We start from the raw sequence: 12,595 nt of genomic DNA on the forward strand, positions 1-12,595 counted from the left end.
CCTGATTCACCATCCCCCACTTCTACCCTGGAGCAATCTTTGAGACGCGCGAAAATCGTCGCCACCCTGGGCCCCGCCACCTCCACCTATGAGACGGTGCGCGCACTGATCGATGCGGGCGTGGACGTCGCCCGACTGAACCTCAGCCACGGTGACTACTCCGTGCACGAGAACAACTACGCCAACGTGCGCCGTGCCGCTGAGGACGCTGGTCGCCCCGTCGCGATCCTCGTCGACCTGCAGGGTCCGAAGATCCGTCTCGGCAAGTTCGAAGGCGGACCGTACGAACTCGCCAAGGGCGACATCTTCAAGATCACCACCGAGGACATCATCGGCAACAAGGAGATCTCCGGAACGACGTTCAAGGGGCTCCCGCAGGACGTCAAGCCCGGTGACTTCCTCCTCATCGACGACGGCAAGGTCCGCGTCGAGGTCGTCGAGACCGACGGTGTGACGGTCACCACCAAGGTCATCGTCGCCGGAGCGGTCTCGAACAACAAGGGCATCAACCTGCCCGGCGTCGCCGTGAACGTCCCCGCGCTGAGCGAGAAGGACGAGGAGGACCTCCGTTGGGGTCTGCGCATCGGCGCCGACCTGATCGCGCTGTCCTTCGTGCGCAACGCCGCCGATGTCATCCGCGTCCACGAGATCATGGCGGAGGAGGGCGTCCGCGTCCCCGTCATCGCCAAGGTCGAGAAGCCGCAGGCGGTCGACGCGCTCGAGGAGATCATCGACGCGTTCGACTCGATCATGGTGGCCCGCGGCGACCTGGGCGTCGAGCTGCCGCTCGAGGCAGTCCCGATCGTGCAGAAGCGCGCCGTCGAGATCGCCCGCCGCATGGCGAAGCCGGTCATCGTCGCGACGCAGATGCTCGAGTCGATGATCAACAGCCCTGTGCCGACTCGCGCCGAGACGTCTGACGTCGCGAATGCCGTGCTCGACGGCGCCGACGCTGTGATGCTCTCGGGCGAGACCAGCGTGGGAGACTACCCGGTCGTCGTGGTCGAGACCATGGCGCGCATCATCGAGTCGACTGAGGAGCACGGCCTGGAGCGCATCGCGCCGCTCACGACCAAGCCCCGCACGCAGGGTGGTGCGATCACCCTCGCCGCGCTCGAGGTCGCCGAGTTCGTCGACGCGAAGTTCCTCTGCGTCTTCACGCAGTCCGGTGACTCCGCCCGTCGCCTGTCGCGTCTGCGCTCGCGCATCCCGATGATCGCCTTCACCCCGGAGCCCGGCATCCGTCGCCGCATGGCGCTTACGTGGGGTATCCGCTCGACGCTGGTCGACATGGTCCAGCACACCGACCTGATGTACCACCAGGTCGATGAGTATCTGCTCGGCAACGGTCTGGCAGAAGAAGGGGACAAGGTCGTCGTGATCTCCGGTTCCCCTCCCGGAATCGTCGGATCCACGAACGACCTTCGCGTGCACAAGGTCGGCGATGCGATCCGCGGTGCCGCGCCGATCTACAAGGCCGGCGTCTGACGTACGTCATCCAGAGGGGGTGGGACTTCGGTCCTGCCCCCTCTGTCGTCCGCTTCGGGTAGCTTTCAGGCATGGAAACGCATCGCCGTCGAAGGAGGCCGTCATCGGCGTGCTGAGGAACGCGCGATGGTGGATAGCCGATTACGCGTACGCGGGGTACTGGCAGGTCCGTGCGGCATTCGACCGCACCGATCCGTCGTCTTTCGTCTCCGGAGATGCTGCACACATCGTCGTGCTCCCCGGCGTCTACGAGACCTGGCGGTTCCTGCAGCCGCTCGTCGTCGCGATGCATGAACGTGGTCATCCGGTGCACATCGTCGAGGCGCTCCACCGGAATGAGCGTCCTGTGGCCGAGATGGCCGCGGTCGTGGCGGCGTTCCTCGAGGAGCGCGGGCTCGAAGACGTGATCCTCGTCGCGCACAGCAAGGGCGGCCTTGCGGGGAAGACCGTGATGACCGGTCCGGCGGGCACGCGCGTGCGGTCGATGCTCGCGATCGCCGCACCGTTCGGCGGGTCGCGCTATGCGCGGTTGATGCTCTCCAGAACGCTTCGTGCGTTCTCACCGCGCGACCCGTCGATCGTGGATATGGCGCAGCAGGTGACGGTGAACGAGCGGATCGTCTCGGTGTACGCGGCGTTCGACCCTCATATCCCCGATGGCAGCGAACTGGCCGGCGCCAAGAACGTGCGCCTCGATACGGGCGGGCACTTCCGGATCCTCGCGCATCCACGCGTTCTGGCGGAGCTCGCGGTGCTCGCGGAATAGTCGATCAGTCGCCCGTGCCGGAATTCGCGCGTTCGTTCGATCGATGTTGGGTGCCGGCGGTGGGACTCGAACCCACACGCCCTTTCGGACAAAGCATTTTGAGTGCTCCGCGTCTGCCATTCCGCCACGCCGGCTCGTGTGTCGCGTCTACGACTTTAGCGCAGAGCAGGAGGCGCGACCGTCCGCGCCGAGCGCCTGAGGCCTGCAGACAGGGGCACTCCACTAGGATGGGTGTGTGACAGAGCAAGAAGAGCAGGCTGAGCAGCCCACGTCATCCGCACCCCGACGCGTCGTCGTCGCCGAAGATGAGTCGCTGATCCGTCTCGACATCGTCGAGATCCTCCGCGACAACGGCTTCGATGTGGTCGGCGAGGCCGGTGACGGGGAGACCGCGGTCGCTCTGGCCACTGAGCTCCGCCCCGACCTGGTCATCATGGATGTCAAGATGCCTCAGCTCGACGGCATCAGCGCGGCCGAGAAGCTGCACAAGGGCAACATCGCCCCGGTCGTGCTCCTGACGGCGTTCAGCCAGAAGGAGCTCGTCGAGCGTGCCAGCGAGGCCGGCGCCCTCGCCTACGTCGTGAAGCCGTTCACGCCGAACGACCTCCTTCCGGCGATCGAGATCGCGCTGGCCCGCCACGAGCAGATCATCACGCTCGAGGCAGAGGTCGCCGACATGGTCGAGCGCTTCGAGACCCGCAAGCTCGTCGACCGGGCCAAGGGTCTGCTCAACGAGAAGATGGGGCTGAGCGAGCCCGAGGCCTTCCGCTGGATCCAGAAGGCCTCCATGGACCGTCGTCTCACGATGCAGGACGTCGCGAAGGCGATCATCGAGCAGCTGGCTCCCAAGAAGTAGCGGTGAGCGCCGGATCCTTCCGGCTCGATTCCGAGCACATCCTCAGGCCCGTGCGCCTGGGCGACGGTGCCGCCCTTTCGCGTGCGTATCTGGCGAACCGCGAGCATCTCGCGCCGTGGGAGCCGACGCGCTCGGAGGCGTTCTTCACCGCTGCCTCGCAGGAGGCGCATGCACAGCACTGTGTGGACGACGCATCGGCCGGACGCGGCATCCGCTTCGTGATCGAGTCCGACGATGGTGAGATCCGCGGACGGATGAACCTCAACAACATCGTCCGCGGGGCGTTCTGGAGCGCAGACCTCGGTTACTGGGTGGATGCGACGCGCGTGCACCGTGGGCTCGCGAGCCGCGCGGTCGCGAGGGTGATCGAGCACTCCCGCACCGAGCTGCGGCTGCACCGACTCCAGGCGGCCACGTTGCTGCACAACCTCGGCTCGCAGCGGGTGCTGCTCGGAAACGGATTCGAGCGCATCGGGATGGCGCCGAAGTACCTCCTGATCGCGGGGGAGTGGCAGGATCATCTGCTGTTCCAGCGCCTGCTGGAGGAACCGCTCAGCGCCCGGCGGGAAGGTCCTTGATCATGTTGGTGATGCGGATGGTCGAGCAACGACGACCCAGATCGTCAGTCACCACGATCTCGTGCACCGTGATGCTCCGTCCCAGGTGCACGGGCGTGCAGACGCCGGTGACCAGACCAGAGGTCGCCGACCGCGTGTGTGTCGCATTGATGTCCACCCCGACAGCGAGCCTTCCGGCACCGGCGTGCAGATTGGCAGCCATCGAGCCGAGTGACTCTCCGAGCACGACGTAGGCCCCGCCGTGCATGAGTCCGACGGGCTGGGTGTTGCCCTCGACCGGCATCGTCGCGACGCAGCGCTCGACGCTGAACTCGACGAACTCCATGCCCATCTTCTCGGCGAGGGCGCCCATTCCCCGGGCCGTCGCCCAGTCGAGTCCCTCGCTCATCGCGACATCGCCCATGCATCCTCCTCAGCGGGTGTCCGTCGTCCTCGTTAGGCTGACAGGGTGACGGACTCCGCAAAGCCTACCCTCATGGTCGTCGACGGCCACTCGCTCGCCTACCGCGCCTTCTTCGCGCTCCCGGTCGACAACTTCACGACCAAGGACAAGCAGCACACGAACGGCATCTACGGGTTCCTGTCGATGCTGGTCAACCTCATCAAGGCGGAGAAGCCGACGCATCTCGCGATCGCCTTCGACACCTCGCGGCACTCCTTCCGCACCGATGAGTACCCCGAGTACAAGGCCACACGGTCCGAGTCGCCGCAGGAGTTCAAGGGGCAGATCCCGCTGCTGCAGGACTGCCTCGCCGCCATGTCCATCCCGGTCCTGACGAAGGAGGGGATCGAGGCGGACGACATCCTCGCCACCCTCGCGTCCCAAGGCGCCGAACAGGGCTTCGAAGTGCTCGTCGTCTCGGGGGACCGCGACACCATCCAGCTCGTCAACGAAGACGTCACGCTGCTGTATCCGTCGGTGCAGGGGGTCTCCCAACTCAAGCGCTACGACCCGGCGACCGTTCAGGAGCGTTACGGGGTGCGACCCGAGCAGTACCCGGATATCGCCGCGCTCGTGGGCGAGACCAGCGACAATCTGCCCGGCGTGCCGAAGGTCGGCGAGAAGACGGCGGTCAAATGGCTCACGCAGTTCGGCTCGCTCGATGAACTGATCGCCCGCGCCGACGAGATCAAGGGCGTCGTCGGAGGCAACCTCCGCGACCACATCGAAGACGTCCGTCGCAACCGCAAGCTCAACCGTCTGCTCACCGACGTCGAGCTTCCGGTGGGCCCGGCTGACCTCGCCGTCGCACCGATCGATGCGCAGGCCGTGCGCGACATCTTCGCCCGTCTCGAGTTCCGCACCCTGCTGCCGCGGGTGTTCGAGGCCGTCGGTGCCGGCGACGTCGCTGACGACCCTGCCTCCGTCGTGGTGCTCCCGGTGCCCGTCGAGGCGCCTGCGGCCGACCTCGCGAGTTGGGCTGCGGCGCAGGAAGGCGATGTCGCGCTCCGCGTCACGACCCAGGGCGGTGTCCCCGTACGCATCGGTGTTGCCACGCTGACCGAAGTACGTGAAGCCGATTGGTCGGATGAGGCCGCGGGCGCTCTGCGCGGATGGTTGGAGTCCGACGCACCGAAGGTGCTCCACGACGCGAAGCCGCAGGTGAAGGCGCTGATCCGCCAGGGCATCCGCCTTCGCGGGCTCGCATACGACACGAGTCTGGCCGGCTGGCTGCTGCGACCGAGCTTCCCCGACAAGACCCTCTCCGACCTCGTCGAGCGCTACCTGGGGGAGAAGCTCCCCGAGGCCGATCCTTCCCAGCTCGTCCCCGAGACCGAGGGTGCGACGCCGTCTCAGGAGGCGTGGTTCGCTCTGCGAGTTGCCGATGCTCTCCGCGAGGACATCCCGGAGTCGGTCGCGAAGGTCCTCGACGACATCGAGCTGCCCACGCTGCTCACCCTCGCCGACATGGAGGTCGCGGGTGTCGCCGTGTCGCACGACGTGCTGTCGACCTTCTCGGGTGAGCTCGCGGCCCGAGCGGAGGGCCTCGCACAGGAGGCGTTCTCCGTCGTCGGCCGCGAGTTCAACCTCGGCTCGCCCAAGCAGCTGCAGGAGGTGCTGTTCGAAGACCTGCAGCTGCCGAAGACCCGCAAGACCAAGACCGGCTACTCGACCGACGCTGCGGTGCTCGCCGATCTGCAGGAGAGCAACCCGCATCCGTTCCTGAGCCTGCTGCTGCAGCACCGTGAGGCCACGAAGCTGCGCCAGATCATCGAGTCGCTCGATTCGGCGATCGGAGACGACCACCGTGTGCACACCACGTACGTGCAGACGGGAAGCCAGACCGGACGGCTCTCGAGCACCGACCCGAACCTGCAGAACATCCCGGTGCGCACCGAGGAGTCACGCCGCATCCGCAGTGCTTTCGAGGTGGGCCAAGGGTATGAGGCTCTGCTCACCGCTGACTACTCCCAGATCGAGATGCGCATCATGGCGCACCTCTCCGGCGACGAGGGGCTGATCGAGGCCTTCAACAGCGGGGAAGACCTGCACCGTTTCGTCGGAGCGCGCGTGTTCGGTGTCGAGCCGAGCGATGTCACGGCGGCGATGCGCACCAAGGTCAAGGCGATGTCCTACGGTCTGGTCTATGGGCTCTCCGCGTTCGGCCTCTCCAAGCAGCTGCGCATCGAGCAGTCCGAGGCCAAGCAGCTCATGATCGAGTACTTCGCGCGGTTCGGCGCCGTGCGCGACTACCTGCGTGCATCCGTGATGAAGGCGAAGGAGGTCGGCTACACCGAGACCATCTTCGGCCGCCGTCGACCGTTCCCCGACCTCGCGAGTCCGAACCGCGTGCTCCGCGAGAACGCCGAGCGGGCCGCCCTCAACGCTCCGATCCAGGGCAGTGCCGCCGACATCATGAAGATCGCGCTGCTGCACATCCACGACGACCTCCGGTCCGAGAACCTCTCCTCGCGGGTGCTGTTGCAGATCCACGACGAACTCGTGGTCGAGGTCGCGCCGGGGGAGTGGGACGCCACGGAGCGGATCGTCCGCGCGCGGATGGGCGATGCTGCCGAGCTGTCCGTGCCGCTCGATGTGCAGGTCGGTCGGGGTCGCGATTGGAACGAAGCCGCGCACTGACCTCCGGCGGTGGGAGGGGGCCGGGGATTAGGCTGAAAGGTATGACTTCAGCTCCTCGCACCCCCTCTGCCATCGACGCCGTCGCCGATGAATGGGTCGACACGATCGCGGTACTGGCTCCCACACTCGGGACGTACATCGGCCGCGACGAGGTGAACGACCGCTTCGGCGACCTGAGCCCGCAGGGGCACGAAGAGATCGCTGCAGCCACCCGCGCGACACTCGACCGTCTCTCGGCACTCGAGCCCGTCGACGCGATCGACGAGGTGACGAAGACCGATCTCAGCGCCGAGCTCCGCCTCGATCTCGAACTCCACGATGCCAAGTGGCACCTTCGTGACCTCAACGTCATCGCCTCGGCGGCGCAGGACGTGCGCGCCGCCTTCGACCTGATGCCCACTGCGACCGTCGAGGACTGGGACGTGATCGCGACCCGTCTCGCCGCGGTTCCGGATGCGCTCCGCGGATACGTCGAGACGCTCCGCACCGGGATCGCTGAGGGAGTGACGCCGGCGCGTCGTCAGGTGGTCGAGGTCGCGACACAGATCGACCGCTACACGGCCGACGACGGGTTCTTCGCCGCCTTCGTCGCCGAGGCCGACCCGGAGGCGGGCCAGCTCCCGGCCTCCCTCGCACGCACGCTCGCGGACAACTCGGCAGCTGCACGCGTCGCCTACGACGAACTCCGCCGCTTCCTCGCCGAGGAGCTCGCCCCCGTCGCGGGCGAGGTCGACGCCGTCGGCCGCGAGCTGTACGCCCTCAACTCCCGCCGTTTCCTCGGCGCGACGATCGACCTCGACGAGACGTACGAATGGGGTCGTGAAGAGCTCGCCCGCATGGTGGCGGAGCAGACCGCCATCGCGAACGAGATCCTCCCTGGTGCGTCGGTCGAGGAGGCCGTCGCCCATCTCGAGGCCGATCCCGCACGCAAGCTCGTCGGCACCGACGCATTGCAGAAGTGGATGCAGGAGACGAGCGACAGGGCCGTCGCTGAACTGGGCGCCTCGCACTTCGACATTCCCGAGGCGATCCGCACACTCGAGTGCATGATCGCTCCCACCCAGGAGGGTGGCATCTACTACACGGGGCCCACGGACGATTTCTCGCGTCCCGGTCGCATGTGGTGGTCGGTCCCCGAAGGCGTCACCGAGTTCGACACCTGGCGCGAGCTCACCACGGTGTTCCACGAGGGCGTCCCCGGACATCACCTGCAGATCGCGCAGGCCGTCTACAATCGGGCAGAGCTCAACTCCTGGCGCCGTCTGCTCGCAGGCACGTCCGGCCATGCAGAAGGCTGGGCGCTCTACGCCGAGCGCCTCATGGAGCAGCTCGGCTACCTCGACGACCCCGCCGATCGACTCGGCATGCTCGACGGTCAGCGCATGCGGGCGGCCCGTGTGGTGCTCGACATCGGCGTGCACCTCGGCAAGCCCCGTCTCGACGGCACAGGTGTGTGGGACGCGGAGTACGCGCTGGACTTCATGCGCGCGAACGTGAACATGTCGGATCAGTTCGTGCAGTTCGAGGTGAACCGCTACCTGGGTTGGCCGGGACAGGCGCCGTCGTACAAGGTGGGCCAGCGCATCTGGGAGCAGGTCCGCGATGGTGTTCGCGCGGCGGAAGGCGATGCCTTCTCGTTCAAGGACTTCCACAAGCGGGCGCTCGATATGGGCGGCGTCGGGCTCGACACGTTGCGCACCGCTCTGCTCCCGCGCTGACGGGAATGCGGCCGGACGGTCACGTGTTCATTCATCTGAATAGGAAGGGATGACATGGGCATCGAATTCGGGCTGGACACGTTCGGCGACATCACGCGAGATGCGGACGGGGAGCTCCTCACGGGGGCGCAGACGATCCGCAACATCGTTCAGCAGGCGGAACTCGCAGACTCCGTGGGCGTGGACTTCTTCGGGGTCGGGGAGCATCACCGCACCGAGTTCGCCGTGTCCGCCCCGGAGATGGTGCTGGCGGCGATCGCCGCGCGCACGGAGAACATCCGGCTTGGCACTGCGGTCACGGTGCTGTCCTCCGACGACCCCGTACGCGTGTTCGAGCGCTTCTCGACGCTGGACGCGCTGTCGAACGGCCGGGCCGAGGTGGTGCTCGGGCGCGGCTCCTTCATCGAGTCCTTCCCCCTGTTCGGCTATGACCTGCGAGACTACGACGCGCTCTTCGAGCAGAAGCTCGAACTGTTCGTGGAGCTCCTGAAGGAGGAGCCGGTGACCTGGTCGGGAACGATGCGTCCGTCGTTGGAGAACGCGAACGTGTTCCCGAAGACCGAGAAGGGTCTGCGTACCTGGGTCGGTGTGGGCGGAAGCCCGGAGTCGGTCGTCCGTGTCGCTCGCCACGGTCTCGGCCTCATGCTCGCGATCATCGGGGGGCCGGCGGTGCGGTTCAAGCCGTTCGTCGATCTGTACCATCGCTCGGTCGCATCGTTCGGTACCACGTCGCATCCCGTCTCGGTGCACTCGCCTGGCCACATCGCCGAGACAGACGCGGAAGCCTGGGATGCCGCTTACTCCGGATTCGAGGCGATGAACAACACCATCGGCCGAGAGCGCGGGTGGCCGGCGTACAGCCGTGCACGTTTCCAGAACGACGTGGGACCTGAGGGGGCGATCTACGCAGGGTCGCCGGACCGGGTCGCTGCGAAGATCGCCGACACCATCACGACGCTCGGCCTCGGGCGTTTCGACCTCAAGTACGCCACGGGCACCCTGTCGCACGAGTCGATGATGCGCAGCATCGAGCTGTATGGCACCGAGGTGATCCCGCGCGTGAAGCGGATCCTCGCCTCGCAGGACTGACGTCATCGAGCGCAGGACGCCCGGCGCTCGGCTTTACGATGAGAAGCATGGCCAACACCGCCTTGCCGAGCCGCTCATCGTTGGCTGAGCGCCTGGACGTCCTGCCTTTCACGCGCCGGCATCTCCGCTTGCTCACGGGCTCCGGTCTCGGCTGGGCGCTGGACGCGATGGACGTGGGTCTGATCTCCTTCATCCTCGCGGCCCTCACGCAGCAGTGGGGGCTGTCCAAGGGCGAGGCGGGCTGGATCGCCTCCGTCGGGTTCATCGGCATGGCCATCGGTGCGACGCTCGGCGGTCTCCTGGCGGACCGCTACGGACGACGGCAGGTGTTCGCTCTGACGTTGCTCGTGTATGGCCTCGCCACCGGAGCCAGCGCGCTCGTGGGCGGGCTTGCGGCGCTTCTGGTTCTCCGATTCCTCGTCGGCCTCGGGCTCGGCGCCGAGCTTCCTGTGGCATCGACCTACGTGAGCGAGTTCGCCCCCGCCCGGATCCGCGGTCGCCTGATCGTCGTACTGGAGGCGTTCTGGGCACTCGGGTGGACGGCAGCTGCTCTCATCGGGTTCCTGGTCATACCCGCTTCGGAGGATGGCTGGCGCTGGGCGTTCGCCCTCGGGGCCATCCCGGCGGTGTACGCACTCTTCGTGCGGTGGCGGATGCCCGAGTCGCCTCGCTGGCTCGCGTCGCGGGGACGGATCGCAGAGGCCGACCGCATCGTCTCCGCGTTCGAGGCAGAGGCGCGGGTGGAGGCGACTCCGGCCATCAGGAAGGAGCCGGCATCACGAGCGATCGCCGTCACGGCCCGCGCACGGTTGGCGACACTCTGGAATCGGGAGTTCCGACTGCGCACACTGTGTCTCTGGCTGGTGTGGCTCGGTGTGAACTTCGCCTATTACGGAGCGTTCATCTGGATCCCGAGCATCCTCGTCGATGCCGGGTTCGATCTGGTGCGGTCTTTCGGGTTCACGCTCATCATCACGTTGGCTCAGCTCCCCGGCTACGCGGTGGCCGCGTGGCTCATCGAGGTCTGGGGCCGTCGACTGACGCTCTCCGTCTTCCTCCTCGGCTCGGCGGTCTCTGCCGTGGTCTTCGGCACGGCGACGACGGAGGGCACCATCATCGCCGCCGGCATGGCGCTGTCGTTCTTCAACCTCGGCGCCTGGGGTGCCCTGTACGCGGTGACCCCGGAGATCTATCCGACCTCGTTGCGGGGCACGGGCGCGGGCTGGGCCGCTGGAGTGGGGCGCATCGCATCGATCGTCGCACCGCTCTCTGTCCCGATCCTCCTGGTCGGGGGCGGCGCGCCGCTCCTGTTCGCGGTCTTCGGCGTCTGTTTCCTCGGTGCTGCGGCTGCGGCGTGGGGACTCGTCGATCGCGGCGGCCAGGCTCTCGACGACCGCTGAGGCGGGGACGACCCATCCGGTCCCGGCGCCGTGCGTCGTCGTCCCGCAATAGGCTGGGATAATGGCAGATGTGCGGTTCGTGGCGATCGGCGACTCGTTTACCGAGGGTGTGGGTGATGTCCTCCCGGACGGACGGGAGCGCGGCTGGGCCGACCTGGCGGCTCAAGGGTGGGCGGACGCCGCCGGGCACCCCATCCAGTACGCGAACCTCGCGATCAGGGGCAAGCTCGCCTGGCCGATCGTGGAAGAGCAGCTCGAACCCGCGCTCGCCCTGCGTCCCACGCATCTCTCGTTCAACGGCGGTGGCAACGACATGCTGCGCCCGCGTACCGACGTCGAGCACATCGCCGACGCCTTTAGCCGGGTGCTGCGCCGATGCGACGAGGAGGGGGTGACGATGATCCTGCTCTCCGGCGCGAACCCGAGTGGTCAGCTCCCGATGGGCTCTCTCGTGCAGCGGCGGGGTGATCTGCTGTCCGAGGCCGTGCTGCGTCGCGTCGAAGATCGTCCCGACGTGATCCGTGCGCTCAACTGGCCCGACCGTGAGCTCTCCCGCGGCGCGTACTGGGCGGAGGACAGGCTGCACATGAATGCATCGGGTCACCACCGTGTGGCCGCCCGCGTGCTGCACGCTCTCGGCTATGAGCCTCCGGAGACGTGGTGGGCGCCGAGCGATCGGCTCGGTACGGGCCCCTCCGGCCTTGCCTATTACCGCGAGTTCGTCGGGCCCTGGGTGCGGCGGCGTGTGACCAGGACGTCGTCGGGAGACGGCCGCGCGGCGAAGTACCCGTCGTGGGTAGAACGGGTTCCCGCATGACGTCGTCCGACAGTTGCCGAATCCGGTGAGTGACTTCGAGCTCGCGGCCATCAGTGCCGGCACCGTGTCGCTGCATGATGCTCGCAGGCAGGAGAGGCGCGATGTCGCTCTCGAACCATTCGAGATCGGTGTGTACCCGGTGACGGAGGAACAGCTCGCCGAGGTGCTCGGCATTCCCGCACGGCATCCCCGCCGCCCCGCCGCGGATCTCAGCTGGTTGCGAGCGGTGCATTTCTGCAATGCCGCGTCGGAGTGGGAGGGGCTGGAACGGAGCTACTCGTTCGACGGCGAGGTCGTCACGTGGGATACGACCGCGGACGGATACCGGCTGCCCACAGAGGCGGAGTGGGAGTTCGCCTGTCGTGCCGGCGCGACGGGCCCTCACTATGCGCCGCTCGCGGATGCGGCTTGGACGGCGGCGGACGGGGTGGCCTCGCCACAGGACGTGGGCGAGAAGCTCCCGAATCTCAACGGGCTCTTCGACACGCTCGGCAACGTCTGGGAGTGGTGCTGGGACCTGCTCGACCCCGCCCGCTACGACGACTACCGGGTGTTCCGCGGAGGTGGCTTCGCCGACGACGCCTGGAGCGTTCGGGCATCCGTTCGTCGCGGGGGAGCGCCGCGTATGCATCACGACGACGTGGGGTTGAGGCTCGCTCGAGGCGCCTTCGACACCACGGATCAGGCACAGGGCTGGTCGGCGCGAAGCGATCGAGAGCGTGCTTTCCAGGATGGCCCGCTTCCATCGGGATGGACTCCTCGCCGCGGCTGAGGCGCCCCGATTCTTCGTCGGCGACATGT

At 67.2% G+C, this 12,595-nt stretch carries 11 protein-coding genes and 1 tRNA gene; 10 read left to right on the top strand and 2 right to left on the bottom strand.

Annotation, left to right across the window (positions count from 1 at the left end):
* Window positions 1-39: 39 nt before the first annotated feature.
* Together pyk and ABRP18_RS08740 are read left to right on the top strand one after the other, a co-directional pair.
* A complete protein-coding gene (pyk, locus tag ABRP18_RS08735; RefSeq protein ID WP_193761818.1) occupies window positions 40-1,488 on the top strand; it encodes a pyruvate kinase in 1,449 nt (482 codons plus the stop codon).
* 109 nt (window positions 1,489-1,597) lie between these two features.
* A complete protein-coding gene (locus ABRP18_RS08740; RefSeq protein WP_349884500.1) occupies window positions 1,598-2,254 on the top strand; it encodes an alpha/beta hydrolase in 657 nt (218 codons plus the stop codon).
* Window positions 2,255-2,305: 51 nt separating this feature from the next.
* Here the strand turns inward: ABRP18_RS08740 and ABRP18_RS08745 are convergent.
* Window positions 2,306-2,388 (bottom strand) — tRNA-Leu (locus ABRP18_RS08745).
* 101 nt (window positions 2,389-2,489) lie between these two features.
* On the opposite strand from ABRP18_RS08745, the gene ABRP18_RS08750 reads away from it, so the two are divergent.
* Both ABRP18_RS08750 and ABRP18_RS08755 read left to right on the top strand, forming a co-directional pair.
* Window positions 2,490-3,110, top strand: coding sequence for an ANTAR domain-containing response regulator (locus ABRP18_RS08750; protein WP_017830602.1), 621 nt, complete (start codon window positions 2,490-2,492; stop codon window positions 3,108-3,110).
* 2 nt (window positions 3,111-3,112) lie between these two features.
* Window positions 3,113-3,688, top strand: coding sequence for a GNAT family N-acetyltransferase (locus tag ABRP18_RS08755; protein ID WP_113681967.1), 576 nt, complete (start codon window positions 3,113-3,115; stop codon window positions 3,686-3,688).
* On the opposite strand, the gene ABRP18_RS08760 is transcribed toward ABRP18_RS08755, so the two are convergent.
* Window positions 3,663-4,091: a hotdog fold thioesterase gene (locus ABRP18_RS08760; RefSeq protein ID WP_349884501.1), complete on the bottom strand. Its 429-nt coding sequence runs from the start codon at window positions 4,089-4,091 to the stop codon at window positions 3,663-3,665. The genes ABRP18_RS08755 and ABRP18_RS08760 overlap by 26 nt on opposite strands.
* 45 nt (window positions 4,092-4,136) lie before the next feature.
* On the opposite strand from ABRP18_RS08760, the gene polA reads away from it, so the two are divergent.
* The 6 genes from polA (at window position 4,137) to ABRP18_RS08790 (ending at window position 12,566) form a co-directional block, all read left to right on the top strand.
* Window positions 4,137-6,770 carry a DNA polymerase I gene (polA, locus tag ABRP18_RS08765; RefSeq protein WP_179516028.1) on the top strand — a complete coding sequence of 878 codons (2,634 nt, stop codon included), beginning with the start codon at window positions 4,137-4,139 and terminating at the stop codon, window positions 6,768-6,770.
* A 41-nt stretch (window positions 6,771-6,811) separates the two neighbouring features.
* The gene (locus tag ABRP18_RS08770; RefSeq protein WP_349884502.1) at window positions 6,812-8,488 is read left to right on the top strand and encodes a DUF885 domain-containing protein; all 1,677 of its coding nucleotides are present in this window, start codon (window positions 6,812-6,814) and stop codon (window positions 8,486-8,488) included.
* Between the two features lie 54 nt (window positions 8,489-8,542).
* On the top strand, window positions 8,543-9,577 hold the full coding sequence (locus ABRP18_RS08775; RefSeq protein ID WP_349884503.1) for an LLM class flavin-dependent oxidoreductase: 1,035 nt from the start codon (window positions 8,543-8,545) through the stop codon (window positions 9,575-9,577).
* 47 nt (window positions 9,578-9,624) lie between these two features.
* Window positions 9,625-10,977, top strand: a complete 1,353-nt coding sequence (locus ABRP18_RS08780) for an MFS transporter (protein WP_061015916.1) — start codon at window positions 9,625-9,627, stop codon at window positions 10,975-10,977.
* Between the two features lie 61 nt (window positions 10,978-11,038).
* A complete protein-coding gene (locus tag ABRP18_RS08785) occupies window positions 11,039-11,794 on the top strand; it encodes an SGNH/GDSL hydrolase family protein (protein WP_174799774.1) in 756 nt (251 codons plus the stop codon).
* A 25-nt stretch (window positions 11,795-11,819) separates the two neighbouring features.
* Window positions 11,820-12,566, top strand: coding sequence for an SUMF1/EgtB/PvdO family nonheme iron enzyme (locus tag ABRP18_RS08790; RefSeq protein WP_349884504.1), 747 nt, complete (start codon window positions 11,820-11,822; stop codon window positions 12,564-12,566).
* Window positions 12,567-12,595 lie beyond the last annotated feature (29 nt).

The organism is Microbacterium sp. WHRI 7836, from assembly GCF_040223885.2.
GTDB lineage: Bacteria > Actinomycetota > Actinomycetes > Actinomycetales > Microbacteriaceae > Microbacterium > Microbacterium oxydans.

What these genes read in the sequence shown, in the direction of transcription:
- ABRP18_RS08775 (WP_349884503.1), top strand. Translation starts at nt 8,543, where the DNA reads ATGGGCATCGAATTCGGGCTGGACACGTTCGGCGACATCACGCGAGAT.
- ABRP18_RS08780 (WP_061015916.1), top strand. Translation starts at nt 9,625, where the DNA reads ATGGCCAACACCGCCTTGCCGAGCCGCTCATCGTTGGCTGAGCGCCTG.
- ABRP18_RS08785 (WP_174799774.1), top strand. Translation starts at nt 11,039, where the DNA reads ATGGCAGATGTGCGGTTCGTGGCGATCGGCGACTCGTTTACCGAGGGT.
- ABRP18_RS08770 (WP_349884502.1), top strand. Translation starts at nt 6,812, where the DNA reads ATGACTTCAGCTCCTCGCACCCCCTCTGCCATCGACGCCGTCGCCGAT.
- ABRP18_RS08760 (WP_349884501.1), bottom strand. Translation starts at nt 4,091, where the DNA reads ATGGGCGATGTCGCGATGAGCGAGGGACTCGACTGGGCGACGGCCCGG.